At 52.2% G+C, this 24,957-nt stretch carries 32 protein-coding genes; 19 read left to right on the top strand and 13 right to left on the bottom strand.

The genetic code is table 11. The features are described from left to right. Window positions 1–78: 78 nt before the first annotated feature. Window positions 79–1,749 (top strand): 2-isopropylmalate synthase, encoded by a 1,671-nt coding sequence (gene leuA, locus Q394_RS0105120; RefSeq protein WP_028488323.1) that lies wholly within the window; start codon window positions 79–81, stop codon window positions 1,747–1,749. On the opposite strand, the gene Q394_RS0105115 is transcribed toward leuA, so the two are convergent. From Q394_RS0105115 to Q394_RS0105105, 3 genes are all read right to left on the bottom strand, one after another. Further along, window positions 1,724–2,179: a DUF695 domain-containing protein gene (locus Q394_RS0105115; protein WP_028488322.1), complete on the bottom strand. Its 456-nt coding sequence runs from the start codon at window positions 2,177–2,179 to the stop codon at window positions 1,724–1,726. The genes leuA and Q394_RS0105115 overlap by 26 nt on opposite strands. 77 nt (window positions 2,180–2,256) lie before the next feature. After that, window positions 2,257–2,853, bottom strand: coding sequence for an FMN-binding negative transcriptional regulator (locus Q394_RS0105110; protein WP_028488321.1), 597 nt, complete (start codon window positions 2,851–2,853; stop codon window positions 2,257–2,259). 35 nt (window positions 2,854–2,888) lie between these two features. Then, window positions 2,889–3,089: a DUF4172 domain-containing protein gene (locus Q394_RS0105105; RefSeq protein WP_084260353.1), complete on the bottom strand. Its 201-nt coding sequence runs from the start codon at window positions 3,087–3,089 to the stop codon at window positions 2,889–2,891. 275 nt (window positions 3,090–3,364) lie between these two features. Here Q394_RS0105105 and Q394_RS0105100 point away from each other — a divergent pair, with 275 nt between their 5' ends. Both Q394_RS0105100 and Q394_RS0105095 read left to right on the top strand, forming a co-directional pair. Then, the gene (locus Q394_RS0105100; RefSeq protein ID WP_028488319.1) at window positions 3,365–3,991 is read left to right on the top strand and encodes a LysM peptidoglycan-binding domain-containing protein; all 627 of its coding nucleotides are present in this window, start codon (window positions 3,365–3,367) and stop codon (window positions 3,989–3,991) included. Window positions 3,992–4,061: 70 nt separating this feature from the next. Then, window positions 4,062–4,496 carry a putative iron-sulfur cluster-binding metallochaperone gene (locus tag Q394_RS0105095; protein ID WP_028488318.1) on the top strand — a complete coding sequence of 145 codons (435 nt, stop codon included), beginning with the start codon at window positions 4,062–4,064 and terminating at the stop codon, window positions 4,494–4,496. On the opposite strand, the gene Q394_RS22290 is transcribed toward Q394_RS0105095, so the two are convergent. Together Q394_RS22290 and Q394_RS19205 are read right to left on the bottom strand one after the other, a co-directional pair. After that, complete coding sequence (locus Q394_RS22290) at window positions 4,493–4,636, bottom strand: hypothetical protein (protein ID WP_156946740.1); 144 nt, start codon at window positions 4,634–4,636, stop codon at window positions 4,493–4,495. The two genes, Q394_RS0105095 and Q394_RS22290, sit on opposite strands and share 4 nt — an antisense overlap. Before the next feature lie 29 nt (window positions 4,637–4,665). Continuing rightward, window positions 4,666–5,013, bottom strand: a complete 348-nt coding sequence (locus Q394_RS19205) for a NifB/NifX family molybdenum-iron cluster-binding protein (RefSeq protein WP_038140541.1) — start codon at window positions 5,011–5,013, stop codon at window positions 4,666–4,668. 118 nt (window positions 5,014–5,131) lie between these two features. Between Q394_RS19205 and Q394_RS0105080 the strand changes: the two genes are divergently transcribed. The 3 genes from Q394_RS0105080 to Q394_RS0105070 all read left to right on the top strand — a co-directional run bounded on the left by Q394_RS0105080 (window position 5,132) and on the right by Q394_RS0105070 (window position 7,550). Further along, a complete protein-coding gene (locus Q394_RS0105080) occupies window positions 5,132–5,719 on the top strand; it encodes a DNA-3-methyladenine glycosylase I (RefSeq protein ID WP_028488317.1) in 588 nt (195 codons plus the stop codon). A gap of 139 nt (window positions 5,720–5,858) precedes the next feature. Beyond that, window positions 5,859–6,302 (top strand): RrF2 family transcriptional regulator, encoded by a 444-nt coding sequence (locus Q394_RS0105075; RefSeq protein ID WP_028488316.1) that lies wholly within the window; start codon window positions 5,859–5,861, stop codon window positions 6,300–6,302. A gap of 51 nt (window positions 6,303–6,353) precedes the next feature. Then, entirely contained in the window at window positions 6,354–7,550 is a 1,197-nt protein-coding gene (locus Q394_RS0105070) for a globin domain-containing protein (protein WP_028488315.1), read from the top strand. A gap of 80 nt (window positions 7,551–7,630) precedes the next feature. On the opposite strand, the gene Q394_RS22975 is transcribed toward Q394_RS0105070, so the two are convergent. From Q394_RS22975 to Q394_RS22285, 5 genes are all read right to left on the bottom strand, one after another. Next, window positions 7,631–7,762, bottom strand: coding sequence for a PIN domain-containing protein (locus Q394_RS22975; protein ID WP_281169632.1), 132 nt, complete (start codon window positions 7,760–7,762; stop codon window positions 7,631–7,633). A gap of 107 nt (window positions 7,763–7,869) precedes the next feature. Next, window positions 7,870–8,121, bottom strand: a complete 252-nt coding sequence (locus Q394_RS0105060; RefSeq protein ID WP_028488314.1) for a hypothetical protein — start codon at window positions 8,119–8,121, stop codon at window positions 7,870–7,872. Between the two features lie 10 nt (window positions 8,122–8,131). Then, window positions 8,132–8,938, bottom strand: coding sequence for a DNA/RNA non-specific endonuclease (locus Q394_RS0105055; RefSeq protein ID WP_028488313.1), 807 nt, complete (start codon window positions 8,936–8,938; stop codon window positions 8,132–8,134). A gap of 70 nt (window positions 8,939–9,008) precedes the next feature. Further along, window positions 9,009–10,154, bottom strand: a complete 1,146-nt coding sequence (locus Q394_RS0105050) for a protein kinase family protein (RefSeq protein ID WP_028488312.1) — start codon at window positions 10,152–10,154, stop codon at window positions 9,009–9,011. 60 nt (window positions 10,155–10,214) lie between these two features. Further along, window positions 10,215–10,544, bottom strand: a complete 330-nt coding sequence (locus tag Q394_RS22285; RefSeq protein WP_156946739.1) for a hypothetical protein — start codon at window positions 10,542–10,544, stop codon at window positions 10,215–10,217. A gap of 214 nt (window positions 10,545–10,758) precedes the next feature. Between Q394_RS22285 and hisF the strand changes: the two genes are divergently transcribed. Genes hisF through gpmI form a run of 7 tightly spaced genes read left to right on the top strand, consistent with a single transcriptional unit; the run spans window position 10,759 to window position 15,632 of the window. Continuing rightward, window positions 10,759–11,532, top strand: a complete 774-nt coding sequence (gene hisF / locus Q394_RS0105040) for an imidazole glycerol phosphate synthase subunit HisF (RefSeq protein WP_028488310.1) — start codon at window positions 10,759–10,761, stop codon at window positions 11,530–11,532. An 8-nt stretch (window positions 11,533–11,540) separates the two neighbouring features. Then, complete coding sequence (locus Q394_RS0105035; protein ID WP_028488309.1) at window positions 11,541–12,071, top strand: hypothetical protein; 531 nt, start codon at window positions 11,541–11,543, stop codon at window positions 12,069–12,071. Window positions 12,072–12,087: 16 nt separating this feature from the next. Further along, on the top strand, window positions 12,088–12,408 hold the full coding sequence (locus Q394_RS0105030) for a phosphoribosyl-ATP diphosphatase (protein ID WP_028488308.1): 321 nt from the start codon (window positions 12,088–12,090) through the stop codon (window positions 12,406–12,408). A gap of 19 nt (window positions 12,409–12,427) precedes the next feature. Beyond that, on the top strand, window positions 12,428–12,664 hold the full coding sequence (tatA, locus tag Q394_RS0105025; protein ID WP_028488307.1) for a twin-arginine translocase TatA/TatE family subunit: 237 nt from the start codon (window positions 12,428–12,430) through the stop codon (window positions 12,662–12,664). A 13-nt stretch (window positions 12,665–12,677) separates the two neighbouring features. Continuing rightward, a complete protein-coding gene (tatB, locus tag Q394_RS0105020) occupies window positions 12,678–12,965 on the top strand; it encodes a Sec-independent protein translocase protein TatB (protein ID WP_028488306.1) in 288 nt (95 codons plus the stop codon). Then, entirely contained in the window at window positions 12,949–14,016 is a 1,068-nt protein-coding gene (gene tatC, locus Q394_RS19200; protein WP_038140537.1) for a twin-arginine translocase subunit TatC, read from the top strand. Before tatB ends, tatC begins: the two co-directional genes overlap by 17 nt. A 56-nt stretch (window positions 14,017–14,072) precedes the next feature. Then, window positions 14,073–15,632 carry a 2,3-bisphosphoglycerate-independent phosphoglycerate mutase gene (gpmI, locus tag Q394_RS0105010; protein ID WP_028488305.1) on the top strand — a complete coding sequence of 520 codons (1,560 nt, stop codon included), beginning with the start codon at window positions 14,073–14,075 and terminating at the stop codon, window positions 15,630–15,632. A 3-nt stretch (window positions 15,633–15,635) separates the two neighbouring features. Here gpmI and Q394_RS0105005 read toward each other — a convergent pair whose 3' ends face one another. Further along, window positions 15,636–17,120, bottom strand: a complete 1,485-nt coding sequence (locus Q394_RS0105005; protein ID WP_028488304.1) for an ATP-binding protein — start codon at window positions 17,118–17,120, stop codon at window positions 15,636–15,638. 201 nt (window positions 17,121–17,321) lie between these two features. Between Q394_RS0105005 and thiS the strand changes: the two genes are divergently transcribed. From thiS to purU, 4 genes are read left to right on the top strand one after another with little or no spacing between them, the layout of a single operon-like run. Then, on the top strand, window positions 17,322–17,522 hold the full coding sequence (gene thiS / locus Q394_RS0105000; RefSeq protein WP_028488303.1) for a sulfur carrier protein ThiS: 201 nt from the start codon (window positions 17,322–17,324) through the stop codon (window positions 17,520–17,522). A gap of 17 nt (window positions 17,523–17,539) precedes the next feature. Then, a complete protein-coding gene (locus Q394_RS0104995; protein ID WP_028488302.1) occupies window positions 17,540–18,322 on the top strand; it encodes a thiazole synthase in 783 nt (260 codons plus the stop codon). Window positions 18,323–18,337: 15 nt separating this feature from the next. After that, window positions 18,338–19,027: a tRNA (guanosine(46)-N7)-methyltransferase TrmB gene (trmB, locus tag Q394_RS0104990; RefSeq protein WP_028488301.1), complete on the top strand. Its 690-nt coding sequence runs from the start codon at window positions 18,338–18,340 to the stop codon at window positions 19,025–19,027. 13 nt (window positions 19,028–19,040) lie between these two features. Continuing rightward, window positions 19,041–19,901 carry a formyltetrahydrofolate deformylase gene (gene purU / locus Q394_RS0104985; protein ID WP_028488300.1) on the top strand — a complete coding sequence of 287 codons (861 nt, stop codon included), beginning with the start codon at window positions 19,041–19,043 and terminating at the stop codon, window positions 19,899–19,901. A 10-nt stretch (window positions 19,902–19,911) separates the two neighbouring features. On the opposite strand, the gene Q394_RS0104980 is transcribed toward purU, so the two are convergent. Next, window positions 19,912–21,675 (bottom strand): assimilatory sulfite reductase (NADPH) flavoprotein subunit, encoded by a 1,764-nt coding sequence (locus Q394_RS0104980; RefSeq protein WP_028488299.1) that lies wholly within the window; start codon window positions 21,673–21,675, stop codon window positions 19,912–19,914. 235 nt (window positions 21,676–21,910) lie between these two features. Between Q394_RS0104980 and Q394_RS0104975 the strand changes: the two genes are divergently transcribed. Both Q394_RS0104975 and Q394_RS0104970 read left to right on the top strand, forming a co-directional pair. Continuing rightward, window positions 21,911–22,645, top strand: coding sequence for a phosphoadenylyl-sulfate reductase (locus Q394_RS0104975; protein ID WP_028488298.1), 735 nt, complete (start codon window positions 21,911–21,913; stop codon window positions 22,643–22,645). Then, entirely contained in the window at window positions 22,645–24,372 is a 1,728-nt protein-coding gene (locus Q394_RS0104970; RefSeq protein ID WP_028488297.1) for an NADPH-dependent assimilatory sulfite reductase hemoprotein subunit, read from the top strand. Before Q394_RS0104975 ends, Q394_RS0104970 begins: the two co-directional genes overlap by 1 nt. On the opposite strand, the gene Q394_RS0104965 is transcribed toward Q394_RS0104970, so the two are convergent. Then, complete coding sequence (locus tag Q394_RS0104965; protein WP_028488296.1) at window positions 24,355–24,867, bottom strand: hypothetical protein; 513 nt, start codon at window positions 24,865–24,867, stop codon at window positions 24,355–24,357. The two genes, Q394_RS0104970 and Q394_RS0104965, sit on opposite strands and share 18 nt — an antisense overlap. Window positions 24,868–24,957: the final 90 nt, after the last annotated feature.

Below are 24,957 nucleotides of genomic sequence, written 5' to 3'. Positions count from 1 at the left end.
TTATCGGGCTTCAAAACGCAATCCCCTGCCACACGCTTTGCCTTAATCTATCGGTATCACTTACAGGAGCAGATTGCCATGTTGACGAATCCGGCCACCAAATACCGCCCCTTCCCGCCAGTCGCCTTGACTGACCGGCAATGGCCGAGCCGCACCCTTACTCAGCCACCGATCTGGATGAGCACCGACTTGCGTGACGGCAATCAAGCCCTGTTCGAGCCGATGAATGCCGAGCGCAAACGGCGCATGTTCCACACCCTGTGTCAGATTGGTTTCAAGGAAATCGAAGTGGCGTTCCCTTCCGCCTCGCAAACCGATTTTGATTTCGTGCGCGAATTGATCGAAGGCCAGCACATCCCCGCCGATGTTACCATCGAAGTGTTGACGCAAGCGCGGGAACACCTGATCCGTCGCACGATGGAATCCTTACGCGGCGCACGTCGGGCGATTGTGCATGTGTACAATGCCACCTCCCAACCGTTCCGCGACAGCGTGTTTCACATGAGCAAAGCGGACGTGTTGGGCATGGCAGTGTCTGCGGTAGCGTTGATCAAACACTTGGCCGAAGCACAGCCGGAAACCGAATGGGTGCTCGAATACAGCCCGGAAACCTTCAGCGCCACCGAACTGGATTTCGCCCGCGACGTGTGTGACGCGGTAACAGAGACGTGGGGCGCAACCCCCGACAGGCCGGTGATTATCAACCTGCCCGCCACGGTCGAAATGTCCACCCCGAATGTGTACGCCGACCAAATTGAATGGATGCACCGCGAACTGGCTCGCCGCGACAGCGTGATCCTCAGCGTGCACCCGCACAATGACCGAGGCACGGCAGTGGCAGCGACGGAATTGGCCTTATTAGCAGGCGCTGACCGGGTAGAAGGTTGCTTGTTCGGCAGTGGCGAACGCACCGGCAACGTCGACATCGTGACCTTGGCATTGAACCTTTACACCCAAGGCATTGCCCCCGGTTTGGACTTTTCCGACATCAATGCCGTGGCGCGGACGGCGGAATATTGCACGCAATTGCCGATCCACCCGCGTCACCCGTATGTGGGCGACTTGGTGTTTACCGCGTTTTCTGGCTCGCATCAGGATGCGATCAAGAAAGGCTTTGCCGCCCAAGCAGCCGATGCGCACTGGAACGTGCCGTACTTGCCGATTGACCCGGCGGACGTGGGGCGCAGTTACGATTCAGTGATCCGCGTCAACAGCCAGTCGGGCAAAGGCGGGATTGCCTATTTGCTGGAAAGTGCTTATGGCATCGTCATGCCGCGCCGCTTGCAGGTCGAGTTTTCCAGCGTGGTGAAAGACCACACCGACCAGCAAGGTTGCGAGGTGAACGCCAACGACATCTGGAACATTTTCACCGCGACGTATCTGGAAACTGCCACGCCCGTGCGTTATTGCGAACACCATTTGTTTGAGCACGGTAAGGCGCAAGGTATCCGCTTGGTGATCGAGCAAAACGGCATTCAGCACGAGCTGACTGGCGAAGGCAATGGTCCGATTGATGCAGCAGTCCATGCCTTGCAAGGGGTGGGTATCCGCGTGCAAGTGCGCAGTTACGAGGAACGTTCCATCGGTGCTAGCGACGAGGCGGGCAATGCCCAAGCCTGTGCTTTCATCGAGTTGCGGCCAGTGAATGGCAGCGCCGAACACTATGGCGTGGGGATCGACGGCAATATTATTACCGCCTCCATCAAAGCCTTGGTGAGCGGGGTTAACCGTAACGCTTCAGCACTTTAGTCGCATACGACAAGTAAAACTCGCCTTGCGCGTCGGTTTCATGGTCGAGGCTGATGGGGAGTTTCTCCCCTAAGCCTTCTGCCGAATTCAGCCGGTTCTGGAAGGCTGATTTATTCCGCGCCAACAAGATAAATTCGCGGTGAGCAGGTTCGGTGAACACCATCACCAGTAACGCGGCATGGTCGGCTTGCATCACCGCGCACAAGGCGTTTTCAAAGTCTTTCATGCGGGTAAGCTCGGCCGCGCTGGGCAAGCCTTCTGCGTCGAGTTCGGCGAACTCCCACAAGACGCTGAAGCGTTCCGGGTAATTACGGAAGGGGAAATTCGCGCCCACATCCAGCAGCCGTAACAGGTGTAAACCGTCATCAGCGGCAGCTTGTTGGACAACTGTCCACTCGGGTTCGGTGGGGGTGCTGTGATTTTCTGACATGATCATTTATCCGGGCTGGCTGCAAACACGTGATCTTAGGTTAAAACGGAGCCTGTGCAAGCATTACAGCTATTACATCAAAGTCTTTGTGCCATCAATGCCGCCACACCGCGCTCGTTTTCGCTGCTGCTGGCTTCGAGGGCTTGCATAACATTGTGCTGATCTGCCGCGCTGCGGTTCTGGCTCAGTTTGTATTTGGCTTGTAGGGATTCGATAGTGATTTCAAAACCAACGATGGCTTCCAACATTTTGTCGGGGTAAGCGGGAATCCATGCGTTGGGGGTATCGCCTTCGTAGTAATGGCTAAGGTGTTCCACCTGCGCTTTTAACCATGCGGTATCGTGGATGACGCGAACCGTGCCGTAAACATGTACGGCGGTGTAATTCCATGTGGGTACGCCTGTTCCTTCGTACCATGTCGGTGAAACGTAGGCGTGTGCGCCTTGGAACATCGCTAACACCTGCTGGTTTGCGGCTAAGTGCTGCCATTGCGGATTGGCTTTGGCAAGATGCCCGGAAAGCGTGAGTGTTTCGCCCTGTTCCAGCAAAAACGGGATGTGGCTGGCACAGGGAACGCCTGCGTCAACCGTGACCAGCGTGCCGAAAGCGTGAGCAGCGATGAAGCGCAAGATTTCGGCTTGGTCGTGTTCGGCAAAGTATTTGGGAATGTGCATAATGATTCCAGCTCAATTAACGTAATATTTTCAGCTCACTGCATGGCTTCGTTGCTGACCATTTCCACTTTGAGTTGGATGCGGTCAGCTTCTGTCAAATGCGTGAATGCGCCGAGCAGCAAGCCGGATTCGTGCGCGAAAGCCGTTTCCAAAGGCATAAGCTTCAGCGGGTCGAAGCTAAAGTTAGGCCAGCCAATTCCATTGCATGAGTCATACATCGTGATTCTATGGCTCATTTATAGCTTATTTTATGAGTGATAGAAATGAGGTCTTTACATCAAATCTGCCTTTTGGCAAACACCCTATTCAGCATCATTAGCACGTTGCAGATGATGCTGACTAATTAGAATGACTGACGAGCAACGCTCCCTAGAATTCCAGTGGGCATTCATGACATATGCTGATATATTTGTCTTATAGATAATGCAATTAACGCTTAGATAGGGTTGTTGTTAATAACAGTAACGTTACAGTATGCATAGAAACATATAACAACAATGGAATTTAGATAATGTTCACCGATACTTTTCTCATTGGATGGGTACGACTAGGGCAGTCGCTCTTACTGGTCTGTGCAATGGCAAGCGGGGTAACCCTAGCTGCTGAGGATACCTATAACTGCATTCCCATGGCGGGCAGTGCTAGTTCAACAGATTATTCTTATTTTGATCAGATTGGTTCCAACCAATTGACGGCTTCCCCAGCACCTACTAATACTCTCAACCCGCCAAGTACTGCCGATAATTTTTACATAGTGCAAAAAGGTGACACCTTGTATGCGGTTATGCGTAAAACGGGCATTCCGATCAAAAACCTGATGGTTCTCAACCAACTCCCCCCCCTCAATAACCTAAAAGCAGGCCAGCCCTTGAAGCTGCCTGATATAGCCAATATAGCGCAGCCTCGGAAGCCGCCTGAAATAAGCGCTGCTCAACCCTTGAGGTTGCCTACGGAGGTGACGCCAACCTCTACTCTTGGCACCTCGGAAACTACGGTAGATCGGTACGTGGTTAGGGTTGGCGACACGCTTTACGCTATTGCCCGCCAAACAGGCGTTAGTATCGAGCGTCTTATTTCCCTTAATCAGTTGCCTGCTTCCAATAACATTAATGCTGGACAGCAGTTAAGATTACGTTAGCCATTAGGGTGCGCATCGTCACGCCTACAATGGCGGCACACCCTGATGGCAGCTTACAAGGAATTCTCATATGCATGAATGTTGTTCACCCGGTGCTATTGCTGCCCCACCCAAAAAGTGTCAGTGCCCGGTGCATAGGGGTGAGTGCACAGCGGTATCAGCACAAACCATCATTCATCACCTGAAAGATCCGTGGCAATGGACAGAAAAAAATCAGGGCTACTATTTCTGCGAAGATCCTGCTTGTGAGGTAGCTTACTTCGGTGAAGATGGCTCAGTCATATCCAAACAAAAGGTGAGAAGCATTATCGGTATCAAGGATGATTCACCCCATGCGCTGATTTGCTATTGCTTTGGCGTATCTAGGGCGAACGCCCTGTCAAACCCTTCTATCCGGGATTATGTGAGTCAGAAAACCAAAGACGGGTTATGTTCTTGCAAAACCAGCAACCCTTCTGGGCGCTGCTGCTTGAAGGATTTCCCTCGTGTAGTGACTACTGGCTAGGTAGGCTTGCATAACACCCCCGTCGCCTTACCATCCAGCGTCACCTGATTTTTATCCGCCCAATACGCGCGGATACCCTCTTCGCCTTTCTTCGCCGCCCAATCACGCAATAGTTCACCCTCGCCCTGATAGTCGAACAAGGGAACAGCCAATTCGTCAATTTTAAAGATTAAACACCTCGCACAGCCTTACCCGCCCAAGGCACGACCGCCGCCACTAACTGCTGCACCGCTACCAGCGGGTCAGTTTCATCAGTGGTTCTAACCCGCACGCCGTATTGCTTCATCTGATTGATGAAGCTTTTACCGCATGGGCCGGTGATCAAATAATCCAGTGCTAACAGCGGGTGGTCGCCACGTTTGTCCCAGGCGTGAATCGACATATCCATCGACAAATCAAGCGATTCAAGGGGTTGCAAGACTTGCTCAGTCGTCCATTCATACATCAAAAAGCTGCGGGCTTTGCTGGCATGTCCGGTAACGGTACGTAAATTTTGGCTGGTAACGCCGATTTTCATAATAGTAACTCTTGAATAATGACAGGGTTTGTTGCGCACAGATGGTACAGCACGTCGCCAGAAAGTGCCTGCTAAACTGTATACTTGAGTGAATCCACCAACGCTGCAAGGGTTAACCATGACTGACACATCCTTCCACTCGCCCCCGCTGTGCCGCTGCGCTTGGGTCGACTTGAGCAAGCCCGATTACGTCGCCTACCACGACGAAGAATGGGGCGTCCCCGTCCACGATGACCGCAAACTGTTCGAGTTCATTGTGCTGGAATCGGCGCAAGCAGGCTTGAGTTGGTACACCGTCCTGCGTAAGCGCGAAAATTACCGACAAGCCTTCGACCAGTTCGACCCTGCCAAAATCGCGCTCTACGACGCTGCCAAAGTCGAGGAATTACTCGGCAATGCAGGAATCATCCGCAATCGCCTGAAAGTGTTGGCAACCATCAACAACGCGCAACGCTTTCTGGCAGTGCAGGCCGAATTCGGCAGTTTTGATGCTTACCTGTGGCAGTTTGTTGGCGGCAAACCCATCGTGAACACCTGGCGCACACTGACCGAATGCCCCGCCACCACCCCGGAATCGGATGCAATGAGCAAAGATTTGAAAAAACGCGGCTTCAAATTCATGGGTTCGACCGTGTGTTACGCCCACATGCAGGCGACGGGGATGGTGAATGATCACACGCTCGACTGTTTCCGGCGGGAGGGGTAATTGCGTAACACACCCCTAAATCCTCTGAGATACCAGGGCTAACCTGTGAAGGTCGCAGAAATGGTGAATTTAATTCTTGCATTTAAAATGCAACTTTATATAATAGCACGCATCTACTCACTACTGACGCAATACTGCTATGCACATTACCCAGTTTACAGACATCGGTTTACGTGTATTGATGTACCTCACACAACATCAACGTGAGTCATTAATTACCATAGCAGAGCTTGCCGAGCAATTTCAGCTATCACACAATCATTTGATTAAAGTGGTAAATCAAATGGTAAAACTAGGCTGGGTAGAGGCGACACGTGGACGAAATGGTGGACTAAAATTGGGTATAGCACCACACCAATTACATTTGGGCATGATTATTCGTTCACTGGAAAACGAAAAACAGTTGATCGACTGCGATAAGGCTGCTTGTGCTTTAGATGGTAATTGTCGCTTAAAAGGCATACTCGCCCAAGGATTAACGCAATTCCATCAATGGTTAGATCAGTACACCCTCGCGGATATGGTGCGTGATCCCACACAAACGGTACTGGTGCAAATGCACCAACGTTGGGTAACCGGGTAAATTTTTTACATTAAAAGTTGCATTTTAAATATAACTTATTGGAGATTATTAATGATAACAGCAGAATCGTTAGCCATTGTGCAGGCTACCGTCGGTTTAGTACGGGAACATGGCACGGAAATCACCAGCACGTTTTATCGCAGTATGTTTGTCACACATCCAGAACTAAAAAACCTGTTCAATATGAGCAATCAAGCGACAGGTGGACAACAGCAAGCCCTTGCCAGCGCGGTGTATGCCTATGCGGCGAATATTAATAACCCTGCGGTGCTTGAACCTGTGTTATCACGCATTGCACACAAACACGCCAGCCTTGGCATTAAACCCGCGCAATACACCATCGTCGGCAAGCATTTATTGGGAGCAGTAAAAACGGTGTTGGGTGATCTGGCTACAGCGGAAATTCTCGCAGCATGGGACGAAGTGTATTGGTTACTCGCCTGTGATTTAGTTGCACGCGAAGCCACATTGTATGCGCAACAAAGTGCCCGTTTGGATAAACAATACTGGAGAACTTTGCGAATCGAACGCATTGTGCAAGAAACACCCGATATAAGGTCTTTGTATTTGGTAGATCCTGATGGTGCGAAATTGCCAGCATTCGTTGCGGGTCAGTACGTCAGTATTGCTTTGGAAAACGATGGGCTGCAACAAATTCGCCAATACAGCTTATCAGATCATAATAGTCAGACGTATTGGCGTATTACTGTTAAGCGTGAGGCGCAAACGGAGTGTCCAGATGGATTCCTTTCTAACCTGCTGCATCAGTTAACGGTGGGTGACACGCTCAAAGCGGGAATTCCGTATGGGGATTTTGTGGTACAAGCCGATAACGAGGCGGTGGCTTTAATCAGTGCTGGTGTCGGTATTACCCCGATGGTGAGCATTCTCAATACGCTAGCCAAACAAAATGCTGCCTTACCTATACGCTTTATTCACGCGGCACGGCATTCTACACAAGTCGCCTTACAAACGGATGTGGCAACAGCCGCGCAATCATTATCGGATTACCGCTCTGTATTTTTCTATGAAACACACGATAACGTCACCACTGAGGATGAGTTCGTTGGCCGAATGAATCTGGAACAAGTAGCACTTACTGATTTACCTGAAAAAACAGGCTATTATTTATGCGGACCATTAGCCTTTATGCGAGTACAACGAGAGTGGTTACAAGCTCAAGGCGTGCCCGCAGAGCGGATTCACTATGAAGTGTTTGGCCCTGATATGTTCACCGGATTGCAATAAGTTTTGCTAACATCGGCGCTGGCTGATTCTCTTAACCCGCAGGTAGTTATTGGTTCTTCTGCGGGTTAAGGAACAGTATTTCAGCGCTTGCAAGGCACTATCAACCACGGCTCATACTCTGGAAAATCCTTGATATTGCGCAATACCAACAAAGCATGTTCGCTTTCCGCACTGGCATGGCTTGATTTCCACCAAACTCCAACATTTTCCACCAGCGTTTGATCCCACAACTTTCCGCAAACAGGCGGTAGAAATCATCCATGCAATGCAAAACGAACGCGAGTTTTAGCAAGAATCATGAACCCATGCCCCACTTCTGTTACAAAAACGGATTATCCACCGCATCCCCCGCCGCAAGGGTAATGTGATCCGGCAACGTCCCGCTGGCTTGCTCCGCCTGCAATACTGCCACCATGCCGTCCAGCATGGCTTGCAGTTTCAGCGCCAATTCCAGCCCGGCAGCATCGTGGGTAATGTCAAGGCTGCCATGCAGCGATACCCGATCCAGTCGGTTTTCAATATTCAGCTCGTTTAATATGCGGGTTTCCGCTTCGTTCTTGAAAAAGTCCATCAGGGTTAACTCAGGGTTGCGGTAAGGCCATACGGCTGTTTTTGCTGAATTGACTGATGCTGGGGAAAGGGTCTATCCCTGCCGTTTTCGTCAATTCAGCGATACTCAGCATCTTATAGTTCTTGGTGGCATCATTGGCGACCCAATACGCACCACTTTCGCCCGTATTCGCGTCGTAAACCGCCTTGAAATAACTGCTGGGAACCAATACCCGGTCATTGATACGCTGGAGCGACGCACCCGCGAAAATAGCGCCGGAAACCACATATAATTCACCGCGTTGCATCGCCAGATCGCGGGTTTTTGACTCAATGCTCGACCATAAACCACGGTTGTTGGAGGGGTTCTGCGGTGTCATATTTGCAAGGGAAAAACTTTCGCTCATCGCTTCAACCGAAGGCATATCTGCCGCTGGAGCAAGGTGTCCACGGTCGTAGCCTGACCCGACATAATCCGCCAACTCCGCACGCTCGTCTTCTGGCAAGGACTTTTCCGCATGGAAATTGTCTTTGCGGTCAATATTCATCAACAATTCGTTGTAAGTCAGGTGTTCACTCGCCCACAGTGGTGTACGTGTCACACCGGAATGTAGTACGGCGTATTCTGAGAAACACAAGGTTCTGGTTTTCGGTGCGAGTTTGGTATTGATCAGTTCAGGCTGTGTACCCTCAGCGTATTGCATCGCACAGGTAGAATCCGCAGAAGTAGCAGAAACGGTCGGTGTGCTGATGCTGCTGGATCCAGTGGATACACAAGCAGTCAACGTAGACAGGACAAACAACGTGGCAAGTGCTTGGGTCGCAGGGCTTGGTTTCAAAGTGAACTCCTTAATGCAAACGGATTAAGCAAGCATTGTAGGGGTCTATCACGGTAACACCAAGTACTGACTACAGCGTTTCAATATGCCCCGCCACATCCGCAAACCACGGCACAAGGCTGGCAACCAGCGGTTCGCGGCTCGCCCAGTCAGCGGCACGCGCACAAAGCTGCTGTGCTTGTGGCAAGGTAACGCCGATGTAATCGTAATCGAGGATTTCCTGCCTATCCCACCAGCCTTCTTCGCCCTGCTGCTTATGCAAAATCAGCCCCAAGCGGGCAGTGCAATGCAGCACACCCGCCACCGCTGCGTAGCGATGCGCCACTTCGGGCGGTGCGCCGTCGGCAAATAACGGCACAAATTCCGTCAATAAGGCTTGTTCGGTAGCGCTGCAAAACGGCACGCTTTCATCGCACAATAGCCACACCAGATCGTCCAGCCGGTTACGCGCCCCGCAATGTTCCCAATCAAACCATGACACCTTGCCTGCCGCATCCACCATCGCATTACCGGGGCGGGCATCCCATTTCACCAAGCGTGGCTTGAGGGGCAGCAAAATGTCTTGAAGAGACGCTTTATCCAGCGCTGGCACGGGGATCTCAAAGGCATCGCCGATTTTGCGCAATTGGCGGATATGGCGGGCAATCCAGTCTTCTTCGCCGCCGATAACGGGAACGGCTTGATCAATCCCCGCCTGTGCAGCGGCAAGGTGAATCTGATGCAAACTGGACAAAGCACTGGCTAACACAGTATGGCGGGCGGGCGCATCTGCGTTAGCCAGCAAGGTAGATAAACGCTCCCCAACCAAGGTTTCCTGAAGCATTACAATACCATTAAAAAACAGCACGTTGGGAACAGGGGCTGCATATTGATTCAGATGATGCAAAACACGCTCTTCCAGCCGCGCCCGCCCGGTTTCGCCCCGAAAACTGGCAATGGCGGTTCTGCCGTCTTCCCAACGCACCAAACAGGCGCTACGGTCTGAACCACCCGGAAAGGTGATGTCACTGACACGCCCACCCAGATGTTCCTCGCACAAGCGGGCAAGGTTATCGCAAAAATACGGGCGCTCCTGCCATTGCCGGGGCTGCGTTGGTGGTGGTGTGATGGTGCTGCTTTGGAGAGGACGTGGCGCACTATTGCCTGACCAGAATGGGCAAGGTGTCTCACGATAGCCTGCAAGGTAATCGGGGAAATGGGTGGAAAGATCACTCATGAGCAAATTCCAATAAAGGAGGAAGGGGGATCTCCCCCCTCCCTCCATTGTGCAGGTATATTACTTGCACTTGCTGCTTGATTTAGAGCCTGAACCGCCCTTGCTGCTCTTGCCAGAACCAGCTTTAGAGCCTGAACCGCTTTTCTTGCCTGAACCAGCTTTAGAGCCTGAACCACTTTTCTTGCCTGAACCAGCTTTAGAGCCAGAACCGCCTTGGCCACCACCGATGCTGCCGCATTGCTGCCCAGCAACATTGCCCCATGCAGAAGATGAACCTTGTGGGCTTGATGCATTGCATGAAGATTGGCTACCGTTGCTGGAAGAACCCTGTGATGGGCTGGAAGTAATAGGTGCGCAAGCGCTGCTGCTTACATTTGAGATGCTAGTCATGATGTAAATTCCTTTTACATTGATTTAAAAAGTACTCGACTTCTGGCGTGTGTCCGGGTTCATCACCCTGTCATCATCCATTGGTGTCCAATGTGTCACTCAGTCAGTGTTACCAACCAATCAAAACAGGATGAGCGTCAAAGCATTGCCTACTAGCGGTCAATCAGCTTAGGATACGGGCTTGAGTTTTTACACTAACGACACAGGCCAGCACATGGGTTTAGCCAAACGCATCATCCCCTGCCTTGACGTGGACAATGGTCGCGTCGTCAAAGGCGTGAATTTCGTCGACATCCGCGATGCTGGCGACCCGGTGGAAATCGCCGCCCGCTACAACCGTGAAGGCGCGGATGAAATCACCTTCCTCGACATCACCGCCAGTTCCGACAACCGCGATACCATCGTCCACATGGTGGAAGCGGTCGCCTCGCAGGTGTTCATCCCGCTGACCGTGGGTGGCGGCATCCGCAAGCCAGAAGACGTGCGCCGAATGCTGAATGCCGGAGCCGACAAGGTGGGCATCAACACAGCAGCCATCACCAACCCCGACTTGGTACGCGAGTGCAGCGACTATTTCGGCTCGCAATGCATCGTGGTCGCCATCGACGCCAAGCGTGTCAATGAACCCGGCGAACCCGACCGCTGGGAAGTCTTCACCCACGGCGGGCGTAAGCGCACCGGCATTGATGCGGTTGCGTGGGCTGAAAAAATGGCACAGTTCGGCGCAGGTGAATTGCTGGTCACGAGTATGGATCGGGACGGCACCAAAGTCGGCTTTGACCTCGGCCTGACCCGTGCCATTACTGACCGCGTAGGCATTCCGTTTATCGCGTCTGGTGGCGTTGGTAACTTGCAACATCTAGCCGATGGCGTCTTGAAAGGCGGTGCAGATGCGGTACTCGCTGCCAGCATCTTCCACTTCGGCGAATACACGGTCGGCGATGCCAAACGTTACATGGCGGCGCAAGGCATCGAGATGAGGCTGTAGGAAAGGTTATGACGATGATGGCAACACCCGCACAAATACAGATTCGCTATATTCAGGAAGAAGACCGCATCCTGATGCGCCTGAATACTGTCGCCGAAGAGGAATACCGTTTCTGGCTGACACACCGCTTTCTAATACGCCTGTGGCCAGTGTTGCAGGATGCGCTGATGTCATCCCCTGCGGTGAAACAGCACAGTGACATCCATTCCCGTCAAGCAATCATCGCGTTCGAACACGAGCAAGCGCAAAGCAAAGCCCAATTCAACAGCCCGTTCCGCGAAGCTAGCAACCTGCCATTAGGCAAAGACCCGTTGCTAGTCGCCAAGGCTGGGTTTCGCCACCAAACCAATGGCGCACTAGCACTCTCGCTGAAAAATGTCGCCGAAAAAGGTGCAGACCTCACCTTAACCCACGACCTGCTACACTTGCTGTGTCAATTGCTGGACGATGCGGCGCAACAATCTGAGTGGAAAATGTCGTCATTATTACCAAACATTACCGAAACCCATTCACCCGTCGCCGCACACCAATTGAATTAGGTATACTGACCCCATGATGAACGATAGCGTACTCACTCAACTCGCCGAGGTGCTGGAAAGCCGCAAACAAGCGGAACCGGATAGCTCCTACGTCGCCAAGCTCTACGCCAAGGGTTTGGACAGCATCCTCAAAAAGATCGGCGAGGAAGCCACCGAAACCGTGATGGCCGCAAAAGACGGCGAAAAAGATAAAATTGTGTATGAAGTCGCGGATTTGTGGTTTCATACGCTGGTACTATTGGCGCAGCAGAACCTGCACCCCGACGATGTGCTGAAAGAACTCGCACGCCGCTTCGGTATGTCAGGTCTGGTGGAAAAAGCCAACCGCACAGATTAACTTCGAGGATAAAACGACCATGCATTTCAGCCCCCTGCAACTGATTCTGGTATTAGTAATTGTCATCTTGCTGTTCGGCACTAAAAAGCTGCGCAATATGGGCGGCGACTTAGGTGAAGCCCTCAAGAATTTCAAAAAAGCCGTGAAAGACGGTGACGAAACTAACACCAACGCCGAAGCGCCCAAAGTCGAACAAAAAGACATGCAACAAGGCCGTGTGATTGATTCAGAAGCCAAAGAAAAAGATAAGGTTTGAGATAACCTAACGCATGTTTGAAAGCAGCTTTCTCGAAATGCTTGTGGTTGGTGTGGTTGCCTTATTGGTGATTGGACCAGAACGCCTGCCAACAGTCGCCCGAGCCATTGGGCGATGGATTGGTAAAGTCCGCCGTTTTGTTGCTAAAACAAGAGCAGACATTGACCGTGAGTTGAATACCGAAGAGCTGCGCAATATGCTCTACAAACAAGAAGAAGAAATACGCAACATGCAAGCCATGATGCGGGAAAAAACTGACTCGGTGCGCAAGGAATTGGAACAGCATGACAAACCCGACTAACGGCAGCGATCAGGATGCCGGGTTCAAGGCAGTTCTAGAACACTTGTTTGAATTACGTGACCGTTTGCTGCGCATTGTCATTGCCATTATTGCCGTGTTTATTCTTCTCTCCCCTTTTGTGCAAGATTTATACAATTGGCTATCTGACCCATTGATACGCCAGTTACCGCACGGCGAGAAGCTGATTGCGATTGGGGTGGCTTCACCCTTCCTGATTCCCTTCAAATTGGCGTTGATGGTCGCCTTTTTGATTACGCTACCGTATACCTTTTACCAAATTTGGGGCTTTGTTGCTCCTGGCTTGTACCAGCATGAAAAGAAGCTGGTAACACCCCTGCTGGTTTCCAGCGTAGGTTTGTTTTACGCGGGCATGGCGTTTGCGTATTTTCTGGTCATTCCGATGATTTCCAGAGCTGCCGTGGCATTTGCCCCCAGTAACGTCAACCCGACGCCGGATATTGCCGCTTATCTAGACTTTACGGTCGCCATGTTTCTGGCCTTTGGTATCAGCTTTGAAACCCCGGTCGCAACCATTCTGCTGATCGGCATGGGTGTGGTTAGCGCAGAAAATCTAATCAAAGCCCGTCCTTACATCATTGTTGGCGCGTTTGTTATCGCCATGTTCCTGACACCGCCGGATGTGGTGTCCCAAATCCTCATGGCAGTCCCCATCTGGTTACTGTTTGAACTGGGCTTATTGTTAAGCCGGGTGTTCGCCAAACATCTGGAGCGTTTCCGGGTAGACAAAGCAGAGCACGAAGCCGAGCAAACCATTCACGATAGCACTATGCCTGTCGCGCCAACTACCGCTGCCGCCGCTAGTGCCACCGCCACAGGCGCAACAGCAAATGACGTCAGCGCATGGGAAAACGACCAGCACATTTTCGAGGAAACCACCCCGACGCAATCCAGCGACGATGAAGCCTTCCGCCCCTTGACCGATGCCGAAATGGAAGCGGAGCTGGAACGGATGGATGAAGAATTCAAGCGCATGGAAGACAACTTCCGCAAGGAAGAACAAGACAAGCTAGACAAGGACAAACAAAATTAACGGATTACCTGCTACAATGCGTGCCTTCACCATAGACTGTATGATGAGGGCAACCAGTGAGATCAAGACACCCAAACGTTCCACGCCGTAAGACCATTCTGGTCATTCTCGACGGCTTCGGGGTTAACCCGAGCAAACGTTTCAACGCGGTACATGAAGCAGACACGCCGAATTTTGACCGCTATTTCGGGCAATACCCGCATACAACCTTGCAGGCCTCCGGGCGGGCAGTGGGTTTGCCAGATGGACAAATGGGCAATTCCGAAGTCGGGCACATGACCATTGGCTGCGGCTCAATCCTACGCCAAGACTTGGTGCGTATCGAAGATGCCATTGAAGACGGTAGCTTCTACAAAAACCATTCCCTGCTGAATGCGCTAAGTAGTGCCAAAGCCGATAAGCGCCCACTGCATCTGCTGGGCTTAGTTTCCGATGGTGGTGTCCACAGCCACATGACGCACATCATCGCCTTGCTAAAAGCCTGCATGGAACACGGTGTCAAACCCGTGCTACACGTCATCACCGATGGCCGAGACACCGCTCCCAAAATCGCCAAACAATTCATCAAGCAAATCGAAAGTGTGATGGAAATGACGGGTGGCGAAATTGCTACCGTGACCGGGCGCTTTTACGCAATGGATCGTGATCACCGGTGGGAACGTACCAAGCTAGCATGGGATGCCATGGTACGTGGTATCGGCACACCTGCCAGCAGTGCCTTGCAAGCCGTCGATGATGCTTACGCGGCAGGGGAAACGGATGAGTTCATCAAACCGCGCATTATGCCGAATGCCGAACTCATCCAAAGCAATGACACGGTGCTGTTCTTCAACTTCCGCAATGACCGCCCACGTCAAACGGCCAAAGCCTTGGCAGATGAAAACTTCAACGACTTCGATCGGGGTGATTTCGAACCAGTCTCGCTCACCACCATGACCGAATACGACAAGCGCCTGCTGGCTCCGGTTATTTTCTCACCGGAACGCCCTGCCACTAACCTCGCACAAACCATCAGCCTCGCCGGTTTAAAACAACTGCATTGCGCGGAAACTGAAAAGTACGCCCACGTCACCTTTTTCTTCAATGGTGGACGCGAACGCACTTACGCAGGTGAAGAACGTATCGTGATCCCCTCTCCCCATGTGGAAACTTACGACGATCAGCCAGAAATGAGCGCCAAAGAAGTCGCCGATACCATCATCAGTGCTATCGAACACGACAAATACTGTTTCATCGTGGTGAACTTCGCCAACGGCGACATGGTAGGCCATACCGCCGTACCGGGTGCGGTCATCAAGGCGGTAGAAGCACTCGACCGTGAAGTTGGCCGGGTGCTGGATAGCGCGGTTGCCCATGAGTATTCCGTCATTATGACGGCTGACCACGGCAACTGTGACGAATACATTGACCCGTTAAGCGGTGAACCCAATACCCAACATACCGTTTATCCCGTTCCTTGCCTGATTATGGACAAATCCAACTGGCGACTCTCGACCGAGGGCGGTTTAAGCAACCTTGCCCCCACAGTGTTGCAGTTGATGGGCTTGCCTAAACCTGAAGGTATGCGCGGTAAATCGCTGCTACTGGAAGAGTACCCGCGCACAAGCAAAACCTAACTCTCACACCGCCACCTCAGCTGACATAGCTTCTGAGGTGGTGGCATCAACCTGTTGCAACAGCGCTGTCAACAAATGTAAATTTTGCTGTAAATGCAGTGTATCTTGTCCTAAATGCGCATAAGCCACGCTTTGACGAGCATAGTTGATACTTGCATCAACATTGCCTCTTGCCAACGTATATTGATGCAACTGTAAGGCAGAATCAGCAGCTTGTGACCAGTGTTTGGCTACAATGGCCTGCATCAATCGTTCTTCTACTAGGCGTATGGGGTCTGACTTAACGGGTGAAGCAATATCGTGATCCTCATCATCACTCAACAATATCCCTCGTAAATAGACCCATTCATCCCAAAATCCAGTCCGAAATTTTTGTGCAAAATATTCGCGTATCACCGGATGCATCTCAAACATCTCTGGCTCTCTATACGCTGTAACCAAGCACAGCTCCTGCAAGTGTTGTTGTAAATTCAAGAGCTTTTTATCGTTCAATCGACTCAATGGCGCTAAGATGCTGGGTATCTCTCTTTTAACGAACAACGATTGCCGCCGAAAAATCGCATGACAATAATCTAAGCATTGACGAGTAGAAAACGCGCCATTAAACAAACTGAATAGATAAACCATCGCCAATTCAGGCGTATTCATCAACCATTTTTCGTAAGCTGCCAAAATACGCCGCGTATGACGACCAGTTGCGTGCTGATCAAACAATACAGGAATCGTATCCAGCTTGGTCAGATCTCCCCCACAGGCATCACGTAAATAAGGCACCAATAATGTCAGCGTTAAGGGGTGGCATTCAAATAAAGCAGACACTTTAGCCAACGCATTACCCTTACCTGAAACACCCCTATGCATTAATAATTTCACACCATCGACTTGGCTTAACCTCTCCAATCTCAACTCAGGTGCACCGACGTATCGCGTTCCAACCAAAATAGTAGGATCATCCAATACCAATACACAACAACCTGGGTTATAACGCATCAGCGGCATTAACAACGCATCAAAACAAGCCACCAAATCATGATGATCACTGCGTTCAACCGTAAACATCGCCCCAAACACATGATCAAGAATCAATAAAACACGTTGTTGCTGCAACTGCTTGACCAGCAACATTACTTTTTCTAGACACGAATGCCTTGTTGAAAAAGCCACATTCAAAGCAATCAAAGCATATTCTAAAAACTGATGTAGCTCGCTTTTCGGATCATGCTCATTGATATAGCTCGAAAATGACCACCTCAATATCGCATCAAAATCCTGTCGATCCGCCGTTTTATATTGCCACAACCAATGCTGCATAAGCGCCGTTTTACCACTGCCTACTTCCCCAGTTAAGACCAGCATAGGGAACTTCACATTGGAAAGCGCCGAGTTCAATTTCACCAGAACCTCATCACGCCCAAATAAAATGGATTTTTCCGACTGACTCATTCGCAGAACAGGATGCTTAGCACTATAGGCAACTAGCACCTCCATAGTGACTCACCTCATTGTTGTTATTTTTGACTGATAATTTTTTAAATCGTAAAGAACACTCATCTTCATTCGTTAACCCTATAATATTTCGCGCATACCCCCAAATTCATACGACCAACGCTTATCCGCGACAGTGAATACACTGACAGACCTGCCCGCTTATGGTGTAATACTGCCTCCCCCAATCAACCGGATAGCGTGATGGAAATACTCGTCAACGGAACCCCGCACCTCATCGCGGAAGGCACGACAGTGGCGCAATTGCTGGTCATTCTTGACTTGCAAGGCAAGCGTCTGGCTATGGAAGTCAATCAAGAACTGGTGCCGCGCAGCCAATTTGACAACGTTATCCTCCAGCCTCAGGATACGGTTGAAATCGTCCACGCCATCGGCGGCGGCTAAACAAGGAAGCACCCATTATGCAAAATGACACCCTCACCATTGCAGGCAAGGCATATTCTTCACGCCTATTAGTCGGCACTGGCAAATACAAAGACCTAGCAGAAACCAAAGCCGCCACGGAAGCCAGTGGTGCGCAAATCATCACCGTTGCCATCCGCCGTACCAATATCGGCCAGAACAAGGATGAACCCAACCTGCTGGACGTCATCCCGCTCGACCAATACACCCTGCTACCGAATACCGCAGGCTGTTACAACGTCGACGACGCCGTGCGCACCTGCCGCTTGGCACGCGAACTGCTCAACGGCCACAATCTGGTCAAGCTGGAAGTGCTCGGCGATGTCAAAACCCTCTACCCAGACACCATCCAAACCCTGAAAGCAGCTGAAATTCTGGTAAAAGACGGCTTCGACGTGATGGTTTACACCAGCGATGACCCGCTGATTGCCCGCCAACTCGAAGAAATCGGCTGTGTTGCCGTCATGCCGCTGGCCGCACCGATTGGTTCTGGCCTTGGCATCCGCAACCCGTACAATATCCTAGAAATCATTGAAAATGCCAAAGTGCCGATCATTGTCGATGCAGGCGTCGGCACTGCTTCCGACGCAGCGATTGCGATGGAAATGGGTTGCCACGGCGTGCTGATGAACACCGCGATTGCCGGTGCGAAAAACCCAGTGCTGATGGCTTCCGCGATGAAAAAGGCCATTGAAGCCGGGCGTGAAGCCTTCTTGGCAGGGCGGATGCCGCGTAAGCGTTACGCATCAGCGTCTTCCCCGCTGGAAGGTACTTTTTTCTAAGCAACGGGCAGTATCATGGAATCAGCAGAACACCCACGTACCATTAAGAGTTTCGTCTTGCGCCAAGGTCGTCGCACCAAGGCGCAAGAAGAAGCCCTGACCAACCTATGGCCAGTCTTCGGGATTGAAACCACCGACACGCCACTGGATTTCCCCAGCCTGTTCGGGCGGGTTGCCCCGGTGACGCTGGAAATCGGCTTCGGCAATGGTGATTCCCTCGCACAAATGGCACGCGCCGCGCCGGAACGTGACTTCATCGGCATTGAAGTTCACACCCCCGGCGTCGGGCATTTGCTGAAACTGATCGGCGAACAAGGCTTGCAAAACCTGCGCCTGCTGAATTCGGATGCGGTCGAGATCCTGCAAAAGCGCATCCCACTGAACTCATTGGAGCGGGTGCAACTGTTCTTCCCCGACCCTTGGCACAAAAGCAAGCACAATAAACGCCGCATCGTGCAAGCCCCCTTCGTTAGCCTGCTGGCCTCGCGGATGCAGACGGGCGGTGTATTCCACATGGCCACTGATTGGGAAAACTACGCCGTCCACATGGCTGAAGTCATGCAAACCAGCCCCGACTTTGTTAATCTTGCGCCGGAACCGCCTTACGCACCGCGCCCTGATACCCGCCCCCTGACTAAGTTTGAGAATCGGGGCTTAAAACTGGGGCATGGCGTCTGGGATTTACTCTACAAGAAAATAACCTAACGGCATCAAGACCATGACAGCAGAAACCTATATCCTCACCGTCACTTGCCCGGCGAAAACTGGCATTGTCGCCGCCATCACCGGCTTTCTGGCGGAATCGCAGTGCTACATCACCGAAATGTCGCAATACGATGATGAAATGACCCAACGGTTTTTCTGCCGCATCATGTTCCGCCCCGCTGCGGCGTTATCGCCTGAAATCGACGCCCTGCGCCAGCAATTTACAGCGATTGCCAGCCACTTCGCGATGGAATGGCACATTACCAACGCCACCCGTGCGACTCGCGTCATCCTGATGGTATCCAAAGCCGACCACTGTCTGGTGGACTTGCTGTACCGCAAAAACAAGGGCGACCTGAACATGAACGTGGTCTGCGTGGTCTCCAACCACATGGACTTGCGCTCGCTGGTAGAACGCGAAGGCATCCGCTTCATCTGCCTGCCCGTCGACAAAACCAACAAAGCCGAACAGGAAGCCCGCATGTTGGAAATCGTCGCCGAAACCCAAGCCGAACTGGTGGTGCTGGCGCGTTACATGCAAATCCTATCCGACGACACCTGCCGCAAACTCACCGGCAAATGCATCAATATCCACCACTCTTTCCTGCCCGGCTTCAAGGGCGCACGCCCTTACCACCAAGCCTATGACCGTGGCGTGAAACTGATCGGTGCAACCGCGCATTACGTGACCTCCGACCTGGACGAAGGCCCCATCATTGAACAATCCGTCGAGCGCGTCGACCACAGTTACCAGCCGGAAGCTCTCGCAGCCCTCGGTCGCGATCTGGAAAACAGCGCCCTCGCCAAAGCCGTGCGCTTGCACATCGAACGCCGCGTGTTCATGGATGGCAATAAAACCGTGGTATTCAAATAAGCCCTAACGCTTAATAAATATCCCGCTGGTAACGTCGCTCGCCTATCCATTGTTCCAGCAAGGCAGCGGCGGCACTGGCAGTCAGCCCGCCCTGCTCTGCCACAATGTCGAGCAAAGCTTGATGCACATCCTTCGCCATGCCGTGCATATCACCACACACGTACACGTGCGCCCCGGCTTGCAACCACTGATACACCTCACGCGCTGCTTCGCGTAGCCGATGTTGCACATACTGCTTTTCCGCCTGATCCCGCGAAAACGCCACGCTCAGGCGTTCCAGCGTGCCATTGGCCAGCAATTGCTGCCATTCGGTTTGGTACAGAAAATCACTGCGGAAACGTTGCTCCCCAAAAAACAACCACGTTTTGCCACGCAGCCCCTGCACATCACGTTCCAGCAAGAAACTGCGGAAAGGTGCCACACCTGTACCCGCCCCAATCATGATCAGCGGTGTCTCCGAGTCCGTCGGTAACTTGAAATGCGGATTCGCCAACCAATGCACTGCCACCGCATCACCACTTTGCAAGCCCGCTAACGCATTGGATGCGGTTCCCCAATGGGTACGTCCCTGAAAATCGTAGCGTACCCGCTTGACCAGCAAATGCACCTCATCCGGGTGCGCGACAGGGCTGGAAGCAATCGAATATTGACGTGCCTGCAAGGGGCGCAGCACATCCACCAGCGCTTGCGCCGCCAGCTTGCCGGGAAATTCGTGCAGCAAATCCGCCCAATCAGCCGCTGCCAGCCACGCTTGCAAGGCCGTTTTATCCTCTGCCGCCGCTTGTAATGCCGAGTGGGCAATCAACTTGGCATAGGCTTGCACTTGCCGCCGAGTCAGGTGGGAAAGTTCGTAATGCCCACGCAAAGCCTCTTGCAGCGTCCTTGTTTCGCCCCGCACCAGCACCGCATCACCGCCGTGCAAACCGCTGAGAGCCAAGACCTTCTCTACCAAATCCGGGGGGTTCGGCACGCTGACCGCCAGAATATCGCCGGGTTGGTAGTGGATACCAGAACCTTCCAGCGACAATTCCAGATGCAACACCTCTTTGGCGGAATCATCATCGGTTAACACCACCCGCCCCAGCACTTCAGCCTGAAACGGGTGTTCCGCCGTGTACGCTGGCGCAGACACAGGCGCAATCGCGGCTGCCAACGGGTTACGGGCAAAGTGAATGCTGTTATCGGCAGCAGCAGCGGGGGTTTTCTCCAGCACCGCTTGCTGCCACGTACTGGCGGTGGTGCTGAAATCCACATCGCAATCCACCCGCTCCAGCAAACGGGTTGCACCCAGTTCCGCCAGACGCTGATCCAATAACAGGCCGGTCTGGCAAAAATCCTCATAACTGCTGTCACCCAAGGCCAGCACGGCGTATTCCAACTTTTCCAAGCGTGGTGCACGCTCACTGTGCAGAAACTGGAAAAACGCACGGGCATCATCCGGCGGTTCACCATTGCCGTGGGTACTGATCACCAGAATCAGACGCTGTTCCTGCTTGAGTTGCTGTGGGCGGTAGGATTTCACATCGTGTAACGACACCTCGGCAGTCTGGGCTTGCAAGCGGGCATACAACTGCTCGGCAACCCGCTTGCCGTTCCCCGTCTGACTACCGTAAAGGATGGTGGTTTTCAGGGTATGGGCGGCAATAGCAGGGGTCGGCAATGCCTGCTGGGTCGTTAAACCGGAGAGGTAACCGCTGACCCAAGCCAGTTGCGTGGGTGTGAGATCACGGACAGCACCGGATACTTGCTGGAATTGTTGTGGGCTTAGCAGCATGTGTGCCACTCCTTCAAAAGTGATGAATGCCGCCGAGTATCCATGAAACTTTAGAGCGAAAAAAGTGATATTATCTGATATGAATATCTCAAAAAGAGCTAAAAAGACTAGAAATAGTTAAATTTCTCATCGATTAAATCCATTTTCAAGATATTCATATCGAATTATATCGTTTTTTTCGCTTTAACGTTTCAGGGATACTGCGCCTCATCCACTTTCCATGAGGCACAAGACCATGACATTAACAACCGCACCGCTGCAAACCTTGCACGCTGATTTCCACGACCTGACACTGGACGAAGCCCTGCTTGCCTTGCGCCAACGCTTCGACGGACGCATTGCTTTTTCCACCAGTCTGGGGCTGGAAGATCAGGTGATTACTGATGCCATCTTCCGTAACGATCTCGACATCGAGGTATTCACGCTGGATACCGGGCGCAATTTCAAAGAAACCTACGACACGCTTGACGCAACCCGCAACAAGTACGGCAAGCCGATCAAAGTGTTTTACCCGCAAACCGCCGCGATTGAGCATTACGTCACCCTCAAAGGCATCAACGCGCTTTACGAATCGGTCGGCAATCGCAAAGAATGCTGCACCATCCGCAAAATTGAACCGCTCAACCGCGCACTCACCGGCGCACAGGTATGGATCACGGGGTTACGGGCAACACAATCCAGTTTCCGCGCTGACATGGGTTTGTTTGAGCGCGATGAACAACGCGATCTGGTGAAATTCAACCCGCTGCTGAATGCGACCACCGCGCAATTGTGGGGCTATATCCGCCAATACGACATCCCTTACAACAAGCTGCATGATGAACTTTTCCCCAGTATTGGCTGCGCCCCCTGCACCCGCGCCGTGGCAGTAGGCGAAGACGAACGTGCCGGGCGCTGGTGGTGGGAATCCCACAATCAGGAATGCGGCCTGCACGATGGCACACGCAACCCCTTGAAAAAGGCAGCCTAATGGAACATACAGCGACACCCAAACCCCTCAACGCGCTTGCCCCTAACGGTTCTGCGGTCGAACACATCAAGGATAGCAGCAACTACTTGCGCGGTAATCTGGTAGACGATTTCCACAACCCGATCACCGGCGCGATCAGCGAAGACAATGTACAACTGGTGAAATTTCACGGCTCGTACATGCAGGATAACCGCGATGTGCGTCTGCATCGGCAGGATAAAAAGCTCGAACCGGCGTACTCCTTCATGATCCGCCTGCGGGTGGCGGGCGGCGATTTGAGCGCTGAGCAATGGGTCAAACTCGACGACATCAGCAACCGTTACGGCAATGGCACCTCGCGCATTACCACGCGCCAAGCCTTGCAGTTTCACGGCATTATCAAGTTCGACATGAAGAACACCATCAAGGCGATGGATGCAGCCTTGCTAGACAGCATTGCCGGGTGTGGCGACGTGAACCGCAATGTGATGTGTACACCCGACCCCACGCTGTCGAGTTTTCATGCGGAAGTGTTCCCGTGGGCGCAAAAGATCAGCGACCATTTGCTGCCCCAGTCGCGTGCCTACCACGAAATCTGGTTGGACGAGGAACAAGGCAAAACGCTGGTGGCAGGCGGTGAAGCGGAGGAAATCGAGCCGCTGTACGGCAAGCATTACCTGCCGCGCAAATTCAAGATTGCCATTGCGATTCCGCCATTCAACGACATGGACGTGTACGCCAACGACATCGGCCTGATAGCGATTGAGCAAAACGGCAAACTGGCAGGTTTCAACGTTGCGGTCGGTGGAGGTTTAGGGTTTACGTTTGGGCGCGAAGATACTTACGCACGCTTGGCATCCACCATCGGTTTTTGCACGCCGGAACAGGTGTTGGACGTGTGTTTCCACACCGTCGCCATCCAGCGTGATTATGGCAATCGCCAAGACCGCAAGCTATCGCGTTTCAAATACACCCTCGACCGGCACGGGCTGGACTGGTTCAAGCGGGAGTTGAATACCCGTCTGGGGTTTGCACTGGGCAAAGTACGTCCGTTTGAATTTGAGACCACGGGCGACCGTTTCGGCTGGCGTTCCACCACCGATGGCTTATGGCACCTGGGTTTACGGCTGGAATACGGGCGCGTGCTGGATAATGACACCCATCACCTGAAAACAGCCTTGCGGGAAATCGCCGCGCAAAATATCTGCGGTTTTCGCATGACAGGCAACCAGAACCTGATCCTGACCGGAGTATCCGAAGAACACATCGGCACGGTGGAAAGTATTCTGCAAACGCACGGCTATGCCTCAGATGCCAGTCACTTATCTGGCTTACGGCGTAACTCCATCGCCTGTGTGGCACTGAATACCTGCCCGCAAGCCATGGCCGAAGCCGAACGTTATTTGCCGGAACTGATCAGCAAACTGGAAGTGTCGCTGGATAAACACGGCTTGCGTCATGATGAAATCAAAATCCGCATGACCGGCTGCCCCAATGGATGCGGGCGTTCAGTGTTAGGTGAAATCGGCCTGATCGGCAAATCACCGGGGCGTTACAACCTTTATCTCGGTGCCAGTTTCAACGGTGATCGGCTCAACACGCTGTACCGCGAGAATTTGGATGAAGCCGCCATCCTCAACACACTGGATGGTTTGCTGGCTGAATTCGCCGCCAAACGCATCGAAAGTGAACCGCTTGGGGATTTTGTAGTACGCAAAGGCTACCTTGCCTCAAAGCACATCCAGTAGCTTTTTCTGCAAATCCTTGCCCTGTTTTTGTCCTTGGCGGGTATTAGCAATATCCTCATGCCAACGATCAAACAGGGCACGCAGCTCCTCATGGGTTTGGCAATGTTCAATACTTCTTACCAAAGCAGTGGCGCCATATGACCCACAAAAAGCATTTAAGGTATTGATCATAAAATTTTTTGCCATGCCGAACGTCTTGGGGTCAACGGTGGCCGGTAAGGGTCGGAAGATAGAAAGGGTTGTATTAGGCGCTTGCTTAACCATGTCGGAACCCACGCTTGCCGGGGTACTGACCGGGGCAATATAACCACCTGTCTCCAAGAAAGTCAGAATACCCTCCAAGTCATTCACGCGCGGCAATGTCTTGAGATCTGCAAAGGTGCGTTTGCCATCAATGGAAATGAGCACCCAACGCTGGATCATCGACAAGCCATTCGCTTTGGTTTCCACTTCCTCAACGCCTTTAGGGGTCTTAATAAAGACAGCAGTTGTCATTTTCTCCTCCTCTTAATCTTTTTATTAGATATTAACATCTAATTATATCGTTTTTTTAACTTAAGAAGTTCACGGATACTAGGTCGTATT

It is taken from the genome of Thiothrix lacustris DSM 21227 (genome assembly GCF_000621325.1).
Taxonomy (GTDB): domain Bacteria; phylum Pseudomonadota; class Gammaproteobacteria; order Thiotrichales; family Thiotrichaceae; genus Thiothrix; species Thiothrix lacustris.
Note: the sequence above shows the minus strand (reverse complement) of the source record. Positions and strands in the feature narration are given on the sequence as shown.